Origin of the sequence: Thermotoga sp. RQ7, assembly GCF_000832145.1 — a bacterium.
Taxonomy (GTDB): domain Bacteria; phylum Thermotogota; class Thermotogae; order Thermotogales; family Thermotogaceae; genus Thermotoga; species Thermotoga neapolitana.
Genome location: NZ_CP007633.1, coordinates 1,583,748 through 1,600,064, shown reverse-complemented (window position 1 = coordinate 1,600,064; position 16,317 = coordinate 1,583,748). Strand labels below are relative to the sequence as shown.

Below are 16,317 nucleotides of genomic sequence, written 5' to 3'. Positions count from 1 at the left end.
CATTCACTCCTCCCTGAACAGATAGAAATCATCTATGAATCCCCAATCACCCGCTTTTCCTTTGACAGAAACGGTGACTTTTATTTTCCCCGTTTCGACCTTTATGTTCCTTATCTCAGGATTTTTCCACTCAAGCCATCCGGTCGTTTCAACCGTCGTTGTTTTTTCACCCTCTCCGAAATCACTCACCTTCAGGACAATTTTCACGCCGCTTCCACCCTGGGTCCAGAATCCCACCCTGTACACACCATCTGGAAGTTCCACTTCCTGTGACAACTCGAATTCAAAGGCCTCGTCGAGCCAGAAGTTCACCGCGTACTCTCCCTGGTGTGCGTTACTTGGAGGATCGGCCTTCACCACCTTTACCGCTTTTCTGTTGCCGGATACCTCCCAGGGAGAAAACTCACCCGTTTCGAATCCAGAGTTTTTCAGGTAGTTTCTGCTTCCCTTCACGGTCAAAGTTGCGAAGATCTTCTGGTCTATACCTTCCACGTATCCTTCCACTCTGTAGACACCGGGTGTTTCAACAAGAGAAGGATCAAAATCCCATGTAACTTTCAGGGATCTGATAGAATCATCGCTGAACAGCACTTTCACAGCATCCGGGAACTTCGGGACTTCTCCCAGGTTGGTTGAGATCTCCACGGGGAAGATGTCCCTGATTTCGATCTTCACAGGGGTGGCCGTCTTCACCAGTCTGAAGACATCCAAAGATGGAAGGGCGTTTCCATTGAAATCGAACATGGCCTGATTCTCCCACGGATTTCCTTCACCGGTTTTCCAGCCTGCTCCTTTCACAGGAATCCAGTCTCCTTCCCAGTAAAAGATCCCAAGCCCATGGCCGTTGGGAACACTGTTCACCACTTCTATGAGATCCCTCAAAAACGTTGCCTGACCCTGAACCGTCGCTCTGTAACCACCTGTGAGTTCCATCTCTTCACCACTGAAGATGTTGGGATAACCGTCTCCGTCTTCGAGTGTCCAGGCGTACGCCGTTTCAACGACAAGCACGTCTTTATCATATCTTTTAGCTATATCGTACAGGTTGTTCTTCAGGTCCTCCAGCGTGCCATGCCAGTACGGATAGTACGATACACCGATCACATCGAAATCCACACCTCTTCTTGTGATCTCATCGAAGAACCACCTGAAGAGTGAGTTGTTTCCACCTTCAGCCAGATGTATTACTACCTTGATATCGGGATCGACTTCTCTGACAGCCCTGATGGCCGCCTTCAAAAGTTTTGTGAAGCCATCGAATCCTCCTGCATCCTTTCCGGCGATCATTCCGTCTGGCCAGAGAAAGCCGTTGTTCACCTCGTTTCCCACCTGGACCATGTCCGGCAGTGCACCGTTTCTTCTCATATGATTCAGCACGAGTTTCGTGTAGGAATACACCGCCCTTTCCAGAAGTTCTTCATGAAGGTGATCCCACTCTTTTGGTTTGTACTGCTTGCCGGGATCTGCCCACCAGTCGCTGTAGTGAAAGTCAAGAAGAACCTTCATTCCGTACTTTTTGGCCCTCTTTGCGATCTCTGTCATCTTCAGATAGTCGCAGTTCCCTCCACCGAGCGGGTTTCCGTTTTCATCCCTTGGATCGTTCCACACCCTCAGTCTGATCCAGTTTATCCCGTGATCCTTCAGTATCTGGAAAAGATCTTTCTCCACACCACCATCGAAGAACTTCCCACCGAGCCGCTCTATCTCGTAGAGCATGGAAACGTCCATCCCGAATATGAAATCCTCACGAAGATCCTTCACCGGATTGATCATCAATCCGAACGCCAGGGAGGAGAACATGACCATCAAAAGCACTCCTTTCACCATACCAGCCTCCTTCATTCTTTCACCGCTCCCCTCGTGAGACCACTCACCAGATACCTCTGGAGTGAGAGGAAGAGTATCACCATCGGAGTCATTCCAAGGAGCGCGGCCGCAGTGAAGAGTCCCCACTCCGTCTCGTAGGGCCCTGTTGCAAACGCCTGAAGCCCGAGAGCATAGGTGTAGTGACGCACGTTTTGAAGAATGATCCTTGCCACCACGTACTCGTTGAACGTTCCAATGAAGACCAGGAGAAACACGACCGTGAGGATCGGTCTTGCAAGCGGAATGATGATCCTGTAGAAACTCTGAAAGCGCGTTGCTCCATCGACGATCGCCGCTTCTTCAAGCGAGGTGGGTATCGTGTCATAGAATCCCTTTATCAAGTACATGTTGTAGGCGATGTTGGTGAGGTACGCGAAGATCAGACCACCGAGCGTATCGATTCCGATGAAGGGAATGTACTTTCCCATGAAGTTCAAAAGATCGTATATGGCGATCATGAAGATCACACCGGGGAACATCTGTATCAGAAGGAGTGCCATGATTCCGTAACGCCTTCCAAGGAATCTCATCCTGCTGAAGGGATAGGCCGCTATCGCACACACGGTCGTTGTGATGAAAGCAACGATCAGAGATACGATCACGGAGTTGAGCACCCAGAGCCAGAAATAGTGTTTTGTCTTCTGTTTCCATATCTGGTCTATTCTGAAAAGCTCTTTGTCGATGTTTCTCAGATCGCCCTTCAAATCGGAAAACGGGACCAGATCCATTAAGATACCCGCACGTCTTGAGGCAACAGACATGTTCGCCCTGACCTTGCTGACAAAGTCCATCTTCACGATATCGTACATTCTGTTCAGTATGCCAGAAGACACGTACACTCCCTGGGCCGAAAGAGACAGAAGGTCTTCATAGGATCTCTCAAGATCACTCAGTGAGAGTCTCATCTCTTCAAGGATCGATTTGAGGTTTTCGGGGAAGGTGTCGAACTTGCTGGCGAAATCTCTGTATTCTTCTATCCATCTCATCCCTCTGACAACTTTTGATATTCTGCTGTAGAGTTCGTCCTTTTCCCAGTAAGAGTTCATGAAATCTCGAAGTGTCTTCAAAACAGAGGAGTATCTGAGAAGATCTGTCTTTCCGAAAGATTTCACCCTCTCAAGAGTGGAAATAGAGCGTTGAAGGTCGTATTTGAACACTTTCAGACTGAGGATTCTTTGGGGTTCAAGAAGTCTTTTATGAATTTCTGATATGCTTTGCTGGTATTCGGAGAGTTTTTCAGAGAGACTTTTTTCCTGGAGTCTCAGATCCTCCAGACGTTTGTTGAGGACGTTCAGAATCACTATTTTGTCCTTTATGCTGGTAAGGGTTTCAGAGGTTTCCTTCAGGATCCTGACGAGTCTTGGTTGGATTTCTTCGTAGATCTTGATCAGATCGGAGTAGAGAAGACGACTTTTCAGCTCTTCGTTTCCTTCAGATAGTTTTTCGAGTTCTCCTTTCAAAGTCGCAAGTGATCTTCTCAGATTCTCGTATTCAACAAGAGAATCCATCTCGCTCAAGAGGTTGTCGATCGTGAGAGTCATATTAGAAACGTTCTGTAAGAAACTGCTGTCGTCCACAGGGAACAGGCTACTGGCAGTTGTCTGTTTTATTCTCTCTTTCAGTTCGTTGAGATCGGAAAGAGATGCCTTTATTCTCTCCAGTTCCGGTGTAATGTCCTTTTCTATGATGAGGTTGGCCTCCATTATGTCGTCCTGGAGATTCTGATACTGCTGCTGAAGTGAAAGTATCTCCTCTCTGACTGCGTTCAATTCTTTCTGTGTTTTTTCGAGAAGTTCGTCGTATCCATCTGCCAGTTTTTCGTAACTTGTCCTGAGGATCTCGAGCGCCTGTTCGTAGCCTTCTCTTGTACTGGCATCCACACCTGTTGTCTTCTTCAGATCCTCTTCGAGTGCTCTGTGGACTTTCGAGTTGAACCTCTCTTTCGATAGAACAAGGTAAAGGGCCGCTTTACTCTCATCTGAATCGTCCAGTTCTGGTGTCTGGATCGATGAAACAAGTTCCTGAAGGTTTTCTATCACACTGTTTTTGATCTCATCCGAATGATCGTTCAGGAACGCTTCAATCCTCTTGAAAGAGTCTTCGGCACTCTTCAGTCTGTTTTCTGTTTCTGTCAGATATGAAGCTACTTTCTCGATGGACCGTTTCACCGCGTCTTTCAGTTCATCCTCGGACCATGTATCGTAGGGTTTTACCCTGGAGACCATCGCCTGAAGATCCTGGATCAGGAAGGGAAGATTCTTCTCGGGTGCCACAAGGTCTCTGTAGTGTTGAAGCGTCAGTCTGGACGAGAACAGTTTCGAAGAGAACGCCGCCTCGTCCCTTCTGAGGGATGTGGTCACAACCCAGACGACTGGGAAGAGAATCACCGCCACTATGATGATGAGAAAGATGTGAGTGAGCACGTTTCCCCTTTTCTGCACCATCATCTACTCACCTCTTCGAAAGCTCCGGACAGTTTGAAGTTCACGAAACTGATCCCACCAACGAGGAAGAAGATGAGTATAGAGATCGCACTCGCAAAACCAAAATCCTGTCCCTGGCCACCCTCGAACGCCAGTTTGTAAACGTAAGAGATCAAGATGTCAGTGTATCCTGTAGGAGTGGTCGAGTTCGGGATCGGAGGGCCTCCTCCTGTGATCAGATAGATGATCGTGAAGTTGTTAAAACTGAAAGCAAAACTGCTGACAAGAAGTGGTGCGATGATGGTCATGAGAAGTGGAAAGGTGATATGAACGAACCTTCTGAACCTTCCTGCACCGTCTATCGCCGCCACTTCGTAGAGTTCAGGTGGAATACTCTGAAGGGCACCGAGTGATATGGTCATCATGTAGGGGAACGTGAGCCAGACATTGACGAGAAGCACTCCCACACGGGCCCAGAAGGGATCGTTGAACCACTTCACCGGATCGAGTCCGAGCAGAGGTAACAGGAACTTGTTGATCACACCGTAGGTTTCGTTCAAAAGTCCGTTTCTCCAGACTAGAGCCGAAATGAAAACCGGTATGGCCCATGGTATGATCAGAAGCGTTCTGTAGAGATTCCTTCCTCTGAGCCTCGGGTTGTTCAGAACGAGAGCAAACGGAAGACCAACGGCAAGCGACAGTACCACACTCAGAACGGCCCACACGAAGGTCCACAGGAAGATCCTGAAGAAGGGTCCTGACACTTTCGGATCTTTCACGATCCTCAAAAAATTCTTCCATCCCACGAAATCTATGAATCCAACCAGGAACGTTTCGTTCCCATTTTCGTCCACATCGTAGAAGGCTCCTTCTTTCTCGATCACTTCTCTTCCTGTGAGATTGTTCACCACGGTGGTCTTTATCTTCATCTTTCCGCCATCATAGACCTCTTTGTAAGCCAGCCTGTAAAGCCTCTCCACATGCATGAATCTCCATTCACCATCGGGAGCAATTCTCAGGGCCAGTTTTTTTCCATCTGGAAGCACATACTCTGCGTTCACCAGGTGATTCTGTGCTATTCTGCTTTTGAAGTAGGGAGCGTTCAGTCTCAGTATCTCGTCGTCTGGGGAGTAGAAACTCTTGTAAGTCGTGTCGTTTCGAACCACAAGGTTTATCTCCGAAAGGTCAGCCGGCCAGGGAACGATTCTGAAGGTGTCACCGTTCAGTGAAACTGTCTCATCGGTAACAGGAATCAGATTGAACTGACTCAGGAGCACCTCCTGGCCTCGTGCGACAACGGGTCTGGGTTTTTCACCGAGATAGATGGTATCGCTTATCCTGAACAGTATGACGAAATCCTCTGTCGGAGAGAGTCCATCGTAGACCACAAAGACCTTATAGGACACAGGCGTTGAATCCACCACGTAGGAAAAGTTCGGATCGTAAAGGAGCCTTTCGATGGCCTCCTGTCTTGACATAAAATGACCAGTTCCGTAATTGGTGAAGGCCACCTTGAAGGTGAAGTATATGGGATAGAGAACAAGAACGAAGAGCAAAGCAAGAGCGGGAATAACGTATCTGTAAGGGTACCCTTTCGGATTGATTATGAAGAAATCTATCAGAAACAGCAGGGAAAAAAGCACGATGGAAAGTTCATAGTATTCGTTCTGAAAGAGAAACACTCCTGCCCAGAAGAAGGCCACGTTCAAGAGTGCAAGAAGAAACCACAGAAGCAGTTTGATTATGTTCTTCACCTTTTTCCCTCCCTGAGTATGTGAAAGGGGCTGGGAGAACCCAGCCCCTGAAAATCCACCGTTACTGTATCTGGGCCTTGATTCTCTCGACAGCGTTCTTCAAAGCTTCTTCAACCGTTGCCTTTCCATTCACAACAAGGTTGAGAGCGTCGTTCATGGCAGCCCACACAGCGGCCATCTGTGGCACGTTGGGCATAGGAATTCCGTTGGCGGCGCTCTGTGTGAATCCAACCACGTCGGGATTGTCTTTTACGAGTTCAAGGACGTCTTTCCTTGCAGGAAGCCTGGGGTCAGCGAGGTAAATTCTGTACATGGTTTCTTTTCTGGCAATGAAACTCGTCAGGAACTCGATGGCGAGGAGTTTGTTCGGAGATTTTGCGTTCACCATGAAGCCCTGTACTCCAACGAAGGGTCTTGCGGGAACACCAGGTTCCAGATCGGGAATTGGAGAAACACCGTAGTCTATTCCTGCATCTTTGTAAGCCTTCACAGCCCAGGGACCGTTGATGATCATGGCTGCCTGGCCTTCTCTGAACATGGAGTCCATGATCTGGTAGTTATCGCTGGGATCGAGTATTCCCTCGTCGACCATTCTCTTCAGGAGCTTCACTCCCTTTATGGCTCCCTCATTGGCAAGTCCAATATCATTGACGTCGAGACCTTTTTCGGTCTGTTTGAAGACATAGCCACCGTAACCGAATATGAACGGAGCGATGTAGTAGAACTCAGCCGCGGATGTGATGAAACCACGCACTTCTCCTCCAAATTCTTCATCGATCTGCTTTGCGATCTCTATGAGTTCGTCCATGGTTTTTGGAGGCTCGGGAACGTAGTCTTTGTTGTAGATGAGCGCAATCGCTTCCATGGCGTAGGGAACACCGTAGAGTTTTCCACCGTAGGAGAAGGCATTGAGGGCTGTTTCGTAGAAGTTTTTCAGATCAGCAAAATTCGGTATGGGTTCTATCAAACCGTTCACTGCGAGTTCTCCAACCCAGTCGTGTGCACCAACGATGATGTCGGCTCCCTGTCCTTCCGGTGCGGCCGTGAGGAACTTGGACTTGATGTCCTGGAAGTTCACGTACTGAACCTCAACTTCTACACCGTACTTTGCCTTGAACTCTTCTCCGAGTTTCTGAAGGATGTCAACCTGTTTTTCGGAGCACCATATGGTGAGTTTTGGCTGGGCGAGGACAACAAGAGAAACAACAAGTAAAGCGATCACCAGAAACTTTTTCATACCACCTTCACCTCCCTGAGTGGGTTATCCACAGGAATGATACCATACGTAAACGTTACCGTGAAAGTTGTCGCAATGTCAAGTCCTATTTCAAGGAGATTTTTCAGATTATTTCCAGATAATCAGGCGAGGAAGTTCTTATTTGGTGATAATCGTTCATTTCCACGTTTGATACAAAATCAATTTTGACAAAATTTGTCCAAAAATAGATTCGAAATGTCTCTCTATGCAGTTTTTATTTCTACTAATTAGGTTGACATTACATGCTTCGAAGTTTTAAAATTACATCTGTATTGTTCTTGTGAAAACTTTCTCTTTTCGATCGAGGAGGTGTGAAGTGTGAGCGTTTTCCTCACGAGTTTGATTCTGTGGTTTGTGATCACCGGATTTTCTTACTCGGAGCTGATCGTCGGAATCGCTGTTTCACTGATAGTATCACTGGTTTTTCGCAGGTTTCACGGTATCAGATTCGATCTCAAACTTCCCTTGAGGATCATCCGATATCTTGTGATGTTTCTTCCCGTGTTTGTCGTTGAGATGGTGAAGGCGAATATCGATGTTGCCTTCAGGGTCCTGAATCCCCGCCTTCCACTCAAACCAGGTTTTGTTTCGGTGAGAACGAATCTGAAGAAGGATGCATCCCGTCTGTTTCTGGCAAACAGCATAACCCTCACTCCGGGAACGCTGAGCCTTGACCTTAAGGGTGATGAGATCTTCGTCCACTGGATCGACGTTAAGGATCTCAAAGAAAAAGAAAAATACGTATCGCAGAAGTTCGAAAAACCCCTCAGGGAGGTGTTCGAATGACCCTGATCTTCTTCGTCCTGGTGAGTGCGGGAGTGGTTCTCTCTTTCATCAGAATCATCGCAGGTCCCACCTCTTCCGACAGGGTAGCGGCACTCGACACGATGAACGTGATGCTCACCGGTCTCATAGTCGTTCTCGCGTACAGTTTCGATAGAGGTATCTATCTGGATATAGCCCTTGTGTATGCGCTTCTTTCTTTTCTTGAAACGATCATAGTGTCCCGGTATCTGGAGGGGAGAAAATGAACGGGATAATCGGAGAAATACTGATATTAATCGGTGCCTTTTTCTATTTTCTTGGAGGACTTGGTGTTCTCAGGATGCCGGACGTGTACAACAGACTCCAGGCAGGAACAAAAGCCACCACACTGGGAACCTTTTCCACCGTGCTTGGAGTTGGTATTGCAAAACCGGAGTTTCTGTTGAAGGCTGTTGTCATCGTTTTTTTCATAGCACTCACAAACCCGGTGGGAAGTTCTGTCCTGGCACGGGCTTCCTATCTGTCTGGTGTAAAGCCATGTGACTGCACGGTTGTCGACGAATACAGGGGTGGTGATGGTGAATGAACCTGTTGATTTTGCTGGCCGGAGGGATGATGCTGATAGCAGCATTTTTTGCGGTGGAAGCAAAAAAGTTGCTGGACAGTGTTATAGCGCTGTCGTCTCTCAGCCTCCTGTCTGTGTTCCTCTTCATTGTCATGAGGGCCCCTGACGTTGCAATAACGGAAGCATCCGTTGGTGCTGGGCTCACCACAGCAGTACTTCTCATAACGCTCTTCAAAATGAGGGGAGATGATGAAGAATGAGAAGAGTTTTTGCCGCACTGATATCGATACTTCTGTTCTACATGATGGTATCTTTCCTCGCCGTGCTCGAGCCTTACGGAAAGGTAGATCTCTCCAGGAGGGTTTCAGTTCACTATCTGGCAAAAGATGTAAACGAGGTCGAGCCTGCAGAATGGATCGAAGGGAAAGTTCAGGTACCATCCGAAAGGAAAATTTACGGTGAAAGCAATCTGGAAGACGGCAGTGCCAACGTTGTAACATCGATCGTTGTCAATTACAGATCCTTCGATACCCTCGGCGAAGTAACCGTTCTTCTTGCCGCAGCCATCGGTATAGGGCTTGTCCTTCGCGGAACGAAGAGAATGAAATACGGAAGAAATCCCAACTTCATTCTCAGGGTGAGCACCGGAATACTTCTTCCCCTGATACTGATGTTTGGAACCTATGTGTTCATACACGGACATCTCTCACCGGGCGGAGGATTCCCCGGAGGAACTATCCTTGCAGCAGGTGTTCTTCTTCTTTACCTTTCAAACGAGGAATTCTCCCTGAAAGAAAAAGTAGCCAAATTTCTTGAGGGATCCATGGGAAGTCTCTACGTGATATTGGGCCTTGCTGGCCTGGTCACCGGTGGGGCGTTTCTTTACAACTTTCTCTCGAACGGGAGAGTAGGAGATCTCTTCAGTGCCGGTGTTGTTCCCATCGTCTACATCGTCATAGGTCTCAAGGTCGGATCGGAACTCTCCGGTGTCATCTCGGAGATACATCGAGAAGGAGAGTGATTCGAAATGGTGTACATGATATCCATTATCCTGATGGGTGTGGGAGTCTATGGCCTTCTCACTCAGAAAAATCTATTCAAACACCTTGTGTCCCTCACGATCATCGACACAGCCGTGAACATCTTCATCATCGCACTGGGTTACACCGGTGGGGAAGCACCCATATACACAGAGAAATTTTCCTACTTTTCTTTCAATTTCGTTGACCCACTGCCACAGGCACTCGTTCTCACAGCCATCGTCATAGGTGTAGGGGTCCTCGCCCTTGGAGCATCCCTTCTTGTTCGAATCAAAGAGAAACACTCTTCAATCGACATAGAGGACATGAAAGGAGTGAAAGAATGATCAGCCTGCTCGTGGCCATCCCACTCCTCGCCGCGTTCCTTTCACTCTTTTTGAAGAAGATATCCGGAGTTCTTTTCTTTCTGTCGGCCCTTGTCAACCTGACGATTATCTTCATGGAGCGCTTCCCGAACGCTGTAAGTATACATCCCATGGGAAACTGGAAACCTCCCTTCGGTATAAACCTTGTTCTGGACAACGCGAGTTTCTACGCGGTGCTGATAATAAACCTGATCTTTTTTCTTGTTTCTCTGTTACCTGAGACGACAAAGAAAAACTATGAAACTTCCCTCATGTTGCTCATGGCAGCCACAAACGGATTTGTGCTGACAGGGGATCTCTTCAACTCGTTTGTTTTCATGGAAATAATCACCATAACAGCTGTCACGATAGCCTCGAAGAGAGAAAATTTCTACAACGCCTACAAATACCTGATCCTCGGTGGTGTTGCGGGTTCACTCTATCTTCTCGCAACGATCTTCGTTTACGGCACTGCCGGGAGTTTGAACATGGCACACGTTGCCATGGTGGGCCTTTCAAGTGGATCTCTTGTGGCTGTGACCACACTCTACACGATCGGACTCGGCGTGGAGGCAAAACTCTTTCCGTTGAACGGCTGGGTTTCTGGTGTTTACGGTGGAAACGAACTTGCACCGGTGGTTCTTGGAACCTCCGTTTCCTTTGCAGCACTGTACATGGTTGGAAGACTCTTCGGCACGGTGTTTCAGGGTAGCGGAGCGGAGGTTCTGTACACGCTGTCTCTGATCACGATTCTGGCTGGAGAATTCGCCGCACTCAGGCAGACCAGTCTTTTGAAGACCTTCGCCTACTCCAGTGTTGCCCAAGCAGGAATTGTGATAGCGATGATATCGAAGGGAACGGAAACTTCCATGAATCTCGCCTATTTCCATCTGACGAACGATGTGGTAGCAAAGTTTGTCATCTTCCTCGTTGCGGGCTTTCTTGTCTACAACTACGAAGATCTGAACGGTATCTTCAAAAAACACAGGGTGCTGGGTGTCTCTTTCAGCATGGCAACCTTCTCTCTGGTAGGATTTCCACTGTTTGCGGGCTTTCAGAGCAAAATCAGGATCATCATGGAGACGTTTTCATCAAACGATCTTCTCTTGCCCGCCGTTTTACTTTTGGCCACGGCAATCGAGGTTGGTTATGTGATCAGATGGAACGTGAAACTGTGGTTCGGTGAGGAAACACAGGAGGACAAAACACCCGCACCTTTTACCGTGGGACTTTTTGCAATGATACTTGCCGCTTTTCTTGTCTTTGTTTTTGTAAAGCCTGAAGTTGCGCTTTCCGGAACACAAAAGATGGCAGAAGCCCTCATCGACACAGAAGGTTACATCAAGGGCGTTCTCTTCTCAACCAGGGGAGGGATGTGACGTGACAGCGAGCCTCATCACCCTGATGGTACTGTCCGTTGTGGTGTACTTCATCTCAAAAATGAACTGGAAGTTAGGAACCATCGTGAACTTCCTTGTCGGTCTTTTTTCGATGTTCTACGTCTTCACTTTGAAAATTGGATTTTCAGAGACGATCGTACTGTTCGGTCAAAAGCTGTACTTTGAGTGGACAGACGTTTCTTTTTACTTCTCGATGGTCAGTCTCATGGTGATAGTTGCCATCATGTTCTTTTCGATCAGATGGCTTGAGACTCAAAGATACCGCGCGGCCTTCAACATGTTCGTGCTCATGGTAACGGCAGGATCGCTTGGTGTGTTCATGGCAGCCGATCTGATCACACTCTACATCTTCTGGGAAATAGCGGTTCTGTCCTCTTTGCTCGTTGTTCCCATGGGAAAAGAAGAAGCAAAAAGAGCAGCGGTTGTTTACGCCGTCATGAGTGCTGTGGGAACGTACGCTTTTCTTTACGGGGCGTTCCTCATATACCAGAGATACGGGACGTTCAGGATATCATCCGTGGTTCAGAGTATGGTGAATGACACATCAACTGGTTTCAAACTGGCCGTGTTTTTGCTACTGTCTCTGGCTGGCATCGCAAAGAGTGGAATATTCCCGTTGCATACGTGGATAAGGAAGACTTATGCTCTTTCCCCTGATGCGTTCTCTTCTATCCTCTCTGGACAGCTTTCAAAACTGGGTAACTACATCTTCACCCTCGTCATCGCTGTCGTGCCCTCTTTGAAGGTCTTCTCAGACCTGATCGTTTACTCGAATGTTCCTCTACCAAACTACCTTCTCATCACCTTAGGAAACATCTCCATCGTCATCGGAACTCTCATGGCGATAAAGCAGGATGACATGAAGATGCTCATGGCTTTTTCTTCGGTTGCAAACGGTGGTTACATACTGGTAGGTCTTGGCACGATGGATCCGCTGGGATTTGAGGGTGGAATGTTTCACATCTTCAACCACGCCGTTGCCTCTGCGGTTATATTCATGGCCTTCGCTGGCGTCATCTACAGAACAAAAACCTCGAAAATAAGCGAAATGGGTGGATTGATCCATAAGATGCCTATCACTTTTCTTGCGTATCTTTTCTCCATAATTTCCCTTGCTGGAATTCCGCCGATGAGTGGCTTCATCTCTAAGTGGATGATCTACCAGGCACTGGTCAGAAAGGGAATGTTCATAACCGCCTTCGTGGCGTTCTTTGGATCGATAGGATCCTTCCTGTACGTCTTCAGGCCACTTGCAGGGGTATTCCTCGGTCAACTTCCAAAAAAATACAGAGAGGTCAGAGAAGCACCTGTTGTGATGCTTGTTCCGATGGCACTTCTTGTTCTCGTCAGTTTCTTTCTCGGTGTGTGGCCGTTTCCGGTGCTCCAGACAATCGAAAACATCAGAATGGATCTGGGTGTAGCCACCTCGTTCAAAATAGTGGATCGGGAAAACTGGCTCATAAGAGGTTTTGCTGGAAGCTGGAACACGGTTCTTGTGTTCTCGCTGTTTCTCACCGGGTTCGTTGTGGCGTACATCCTGTACTCCCTCTTCCCAAGAGCCAGAAAGGTCGACCTCATGGCACCTCACAGAGAAGAAGGAACTCCTCTCAACGTCTACACGGGAGGCGAATTCATATACAGCCCGGATCTCTACCACTACAACACGAACTTCTACGCCGGCTTTGAAAGGATGTACAGAAATCATCCATCCTGGGAAGGCATCACCAGTGCGATCGGAAAACTCTTCCACGACATCGGGGAATGGTTTCACAGATGGTTCTTTGCGTCCTCTGCTTCCGTTTACACCTTCTGGGTTGTTGCAACCTTACTTCTCATATTCTGGGTGAGGTGGTGAGAGAATGCTCAAGGCAATGTTCAACCTGGTTCTTGCCTTCTTTCTTGTTCTTTCTCTCGAAGGAATAGCACGAAAGATAGTCGCAAGGGTTCAGAGAAGAATAGGGCCTCCGTGGTATCAGAACTTCATAGACGTCTTCAAGGCGTTGTCCAAACATCCCTTCAGCAACGGATGGATCTTCGATTTCGGTGTCATCATGGCACTCGGAGGAGCAATAGCCACGGCCATGCTCATGCCACTCGGCTCCCTCAAATGGACCCCATTCCCCAACACAGACAACTTCTTCGTCATCGTGTACCTGTTCACCGTCGGTGCACTCGGAATGGCCATGGGCATGGTAGGAAGCGGGAATCCCTGGGCATCGATCGGTATCAGCAGGGCTCTCACCCAGATGCTTGGCTACGAACTTCCGTTTCTCGTGGTCATGACATCCGTCATTTTCAATTACAAGACTGCTTCAATTCATCAACTCGTGGCACTGCAAAGTGGAAAATGGAACCTCTTCGTCATGCCACTCGGTGCCGTCGTGGCCTTCATATCCCTCATAGGAATGATGGGAAAAAAGCCCTTCGACATAGCGATCGCACCGGCGGAGATCGCCTCGGGACCGATGGTGGAACTCTCCGGAAAATACCTTGGACTCCTTCAAATCATGCACGATTTCTCACTCTTTGTGGAGATCTCACTCTTTGTGAACGTCTTCCTTGGAGGAGGTAGTCTTGGCTGGTTTCTCATCAAGTTCGTGGTCGTGTGGGTACTGGCCGTTTTGATCTCCGCCGTTCTTCCGAGGTTCAGGATAGAACAGATGTTGAAGTTCTACTGGGGAGTTCCCCTGGGACTTGCCTTTTTGAACGCACTCTTCGTGCTCTTCGGTTTGACCCTTTGAGGAGGTGATCCGATGAAAGAAAGAACAGTTTGGGAAAGAATCGCAGACGCCCTCAGGTCGAGATCCATATGGATGCTTCACTACTGCACCGGCTGTGGTGCTGTGGAACTTCCACCGTCCATGACGTCCAGGTTCGACATGGAAAGATTCGGAATAGCCCCCATGGCAACACCGAGACAGGCAGACATACTGCTCATCACGGGATATCTGAACACCAAGACACTGCGAAGGGTGATCTACACCTACGAGCAGATGCCAGATCCCAAGTACGTCGTGGGCTTTGGAAGCTGTACCATAAACGGAGGAATATACTTCGACTCGTACGCGACGGTGAACAGACTCGACTACTACATCCCTGTTGACGTGTACATCGCCGGTTGCATGCCGAGGCCCGAGGCAATTCTCGAAGCCTTCAACTATCTGATGGAGAAGATCAGAAAAGGAGAAGCGGACGGCTGGAAGAGGTACAGGGAAAACTACGAGTGGTACAAGCAGAATCAGATCCGCTCCCTTGGGGAGGTGTACGTACATGACGAATTCCATGAATGAAGCACTGGAGAAGTTGAAGGTCTTCCAACCGGAAGTGGAAGAGATAGATGAAAGAGAGGCAAAGATCTCTGTGGCACCGGACAGGGTCATCTCTGTGCTGGAAACCCTGAAATCTCTTGGTTATTCCCACCTTTCTTTGATGACCTGCGTGGACTGGATCGAGGACAGTCAGTTCGAACTCGTGTACATCCTCTTTTCCTGGAGAGACGGTGGAAAGTTCATCGTATCAACCAGGATAGACAGGAACAATCCAGTGTTCGTTACGGTGAAAGAAATCTGGCCCGTAGCCAGGTTCTACGAAAGGGAAATCCATGAATTCTTCGGTGTGGAGTTCCTTGGAAACGACGATATGAAACCTCTCTTTCTCGAACTCTGGGATGACAAACCACCACTCAGAAAAGATTTCGATCCTCTCGAGTACTCGAAGAGAAAGTTTCCTGGAAGAGAGTACAAAAAGGACGTCGTTGCGGAGGCAAAAAGGATGTTCAGAGGTGAGGTAAATGGGTGAAACAAAACTCTTTTTCGGGCCGAACCATCCCGGAATGCACGGAAACTTCTCCGTTCACATGTACGTTGAGGGAGACATCGTGAAGAAGGCAAGACCGGTACCCGGTTTTCTTCACAGAGGTTTTGAAAAACTCATGGAAAGACGCTACTGGTACTCCAACATCTCGCTCATACCGAGGATATGTGTTCCAGAACCGGACATCAACGAGATCTGTTACGCCATGGCCGTTGAAAAGATCGCAAAAATAGAAGTCCCAGAGCGTGCCCAGTGGATACGGATGATTGTTCTGGAACTTGCAAGAATAGCGAACCACATCTGGACAGTGGGTGGTATAGGAGGACCTCTTGGACTCTACACGGCCTCTTACTGGGGTGTTGCGGACAGAGACAGAATTCTCGACATCTTCGAAGCCCTCACCGGAGCCAGGATATACCACATGTACATAATCATCGGTGGCGTGAGGAAGAACATGACACCTAAGGTAGAAGACATGATCTGGAAGACACTGGATTACATAGAGTCCAGGTTGCCCGATTACGAAAATCTCATCTTCAAGAACAGAATCGTTCACTCGAGACTCAGGGGAAGACTCATTTTGACCAGAGAACAGGCGATGGAGATGGGAGTCACAGGTGTGGGTTTGAGGGCAACGGGCGTGGAGTACGATATCAGAAAAGTCGATCCCTACCTGTTCTACGACAGGGTGGAGTTCGAAGTTCCAACGGCAACAGAAGGAGACGCCTTCAGCAGGGTGTATTTGAAGTTCAAGGAGATTCCCCAGAGCATAAAGATCATCAGGCAGGCTCTGGAGAAGATGCCACAAAACGACAGAGTGAACGTACCTGCTGGCAAAGGAAGTGGACTGAGAAGGGCTATTCCAAAAGGGATGGCTTACGCACACGTGGAGTCCACGCGCGGTGAATACGGGTTCTTCGTTGTATCAGATGGAAAGAACAAACCTTACAGGGTTGCAGTGAGGGGTGCATCTTACCCACAGGGCCTTTACGGTATAGAAAAGTATCTTCCCGGGACAAGAATCGAGGACGTTCCCATCTGGCTTGCAACGATGGATGTCTGTGCACCGGAGATAGACAGATGAGGGGT

The 16,317-nt window shown here is 48.3% G+C and carries 16 protein-coding genes; 12 read left to right on the top strand and 4 right to left on the bottom strand.

What is annotated here, in order from left to right; all coding sequences use genetic code 11:
• Positions 1 to 3: 3 nt before the first annotated feature.
• The 4 genes from TRQ7_RS08205 to malE form a co-directional block, all read right to left on the bottom strand.
• Positions 4 to 1,842: a glycosyl hydrolase 53 family protein gene (locus tag TRQ7_RS08205; RefSeq protein WP_015919840.1), complete on the bottom strand. Its 1,839-nt coding sequence runs from the start codon at positions 1,840 to 1,842 to the stop codon at positions 4 to 6.
• Positions 1,839 to 4,313: a sugar ABC transporter permease gene (locus tag TRQ7_RS08200; protein WP_015919839.1), complete on the bottom strand. Its 2,475-nt coding sequence runs from the start codon at positions 4,311 to 4,313 to the stop codon at positions 1,839 to 1,841. Before TRQ7_RS08200 ends, TRQ7_RS08205 begins: the two co-directional genes overlap by 4 nt.
• Positions 4,310 to 6,043, bottom strand: coding sequence for a DUF4896 domain-containing protein (locus TRQ7_RS08195; protein ID WP_015919838.1), 1,734 nt, complete (start codon positions 6,041 to 6,043; stop codon positions 4,310 to 4,312). Before TRQ7_RS08195 ends, TRQ7_RS08200 begins: the two co-directional genes overlap by 4 nt.
• 61 nt (positions 6,044 to 6,104) lie before the next feature.
• Positions 6,105 to 7,280, bottom strand: coding sequence for a maltose/maltodextrin ABC transporter substrate-binding protein MalE (gene malE / locus TRQ7_RS08190; protein ID WP_015919837.1), 1,176 nt, complete (start codon positions 7,278 to 7,280; stop codon positions 6,105 to 6,107).
• 339 nt (positions 7,281 to 7,619) lie between these two features.
• Here malE and TRQ7_RS08185 point away from each other — a divergent pair, with 339 nt between their 5' ends.
• From TRQ7_RS08185 to TRQ7_RS08130, 12 genes are read left to right on the top strand one after another with little or no spacing between them, the layout of a single operon-like run.
• Positions 7,620 to 8,087, top strand: a complete 468-nt coding sequence (locus TRQ7_RS08185; RefSeq protein WP_041844412.1) for a Na+/H+ antiporter subunit E — start codon at positions 7,620 to 7,622, stop codon at positions 8,085 to 8,087.
• Complete coding sequence (locus TRQ7_RS08180) at positions 8,084 to 8,332, top strand: cation:proton antiporter (RefSeq protein ID WP_015919835.1); 249 nt, start codon at positions 8,084 to 8,086, stop codon at positions 8,330 to 8,332. Before TRQ7_RS08185 ends, TRQ7_RS08180 begins: the two co-directional genes overlap by 4 nt.
• Positions 8,329 to 8,652: a monovalent cation/H(+) antiporter subunit G gene (gene mnhG / locus TRQ7_RS08175; RefSeq protein WP_015919834.1), complete on the top strand. Its 324-nt coding sequence runs from the start codon at positions 8,329 to 8,331 to the stop codon at positions 8,650 to 8,652. Before TRQ7_RS08180 ends, mnhG begins: the two co-directional genes overlap by 4 nt.
• Positions 8,649 to 8,891, top strand: a complete 243-nt coding sequence (locus TRQ7_RS08170) for a hydrogenase subunit MbhD domain-containing protein (protein ID WP_015919833.1) — start codon at positions 8,649 to 8,651, stop codon at positions 8,889 to 8,891. The genes mnhG and TRQ7_RS08170 overlap by 4 nt, the downstream gene beginning before the upstream one ends.
• Positions 8,888 to 9,652 carry a Na(+)/H(+) antiporter subunit B gene (locus TRQ7_RS08165; RefSeq protein ID WP_041844411.1) on the top strand — a complete coding sequence of 255 codons (765 nt, stop codon included), beginning with the start codon at positions 8,888 to 8,890 and terminating at the stop codon, positions 9,650 to 9,652. The genes TRQ7_RS08170 and TRQ7_RS08165 overlap by 4 nt, the downstream gene beginning before the upstream one ends.
• A 6-nt stretch (positions 9,653 to 9,658) precedes the next feature.
• Positions 9,659 to 9,997 (top strand): sodium:proton antiporter, encoded by a 339-nt coding sequence (locus TRQ7_RS08160; protein WP_015919831.1) that lies wholly within the window; start codon positions 9,659 to 9,661, stop codon positions 9,995 to 9,997.
• Positions 9,994 to 11,394: a proton-conducting transporter membrane subunit gene (locus TRQ7_RS08155; RefSeq protein WP_015919830.1), complete on the top strand. Its 1,401-nt coding sequence runs from the start codon at positions 9,994 to 9,996 to the stop codon at positions 11,392 to 11,394. Before TRQ7_RS08160 ends, TRQ7_RS08155 begins: the two co-directional genes overlap by 4 nt.
• 1 nt (position 11,395) lies before the next feature.
• Positions 11,396 to 13,270 (top strand): proton-conducting transporter membrane subunit, encoded by a 1,875-nt coding sequence (locus tag TRQ7_RS08150; RefSeq protein WP_083941443.1) that lies wholly within the window; start codon positions 11,396 to 11,398, stop codon positions 13,268 to 13,270.
• Positions 13,271 to 13,274: 4 nt separating this feature from the next.
• Positions 13,275 to 14,156, top strand: coding sequence for a respiratory chain complex I subunit 1 family protein (locus TRQ7_RS08145; protein WP_041844410.1), 882 nt, complete (start codon positions 13,275 to 13,277; stop codon positions 14,154 to 14,156).
• A gap of 12 nt (positions 14,157 to 14,168) precedes the next feature.
• On the top strand, positions 14,169 to 14,705 hold the full coding sequence (locus TRQ7_RS08140) for an NADH-quinone oxidoreductase subunit B (protein WP_015919827.1): 537 nt from the start codon (positions 14,169 to 14,171) through the stop codon (positions 14,703 to 14,705).
• Positions 14,686 to 15,213, top strand: a complete 528-nt coding sequence (locus TRQ7_RS08135; RefSeq protein ID WP_029683042.1) for an NADH-quinone oxidoreductase subunit C — start codon at positions 14,686 to 14,688, stop codon at positions 15,211 to 15,213. The genes TRQ7_RS08140 and TRQ7_RS08135 overlap by 20 nt, the downstream gene beginning before the upstream one ends.
• Positions 15,206 to 16,312: an NADH-quinone oxidoreductase subunit D gene (locus TRQ7_RS08130; protein ID WP_041844409.1), complete on the top strand. Its 1,107-nt coding sequence runs from the start codon at positions 15,206 to 15,208 to the stop codon at positions 16,310 to 16,312. Before TRQ7_RS08135 ends, TRQ7_RS08130 begins: the two co-directional genes overlap by 8 nt.
• Positions 16,313 to 16,317 lie beyond the last annotated feature (5 nt).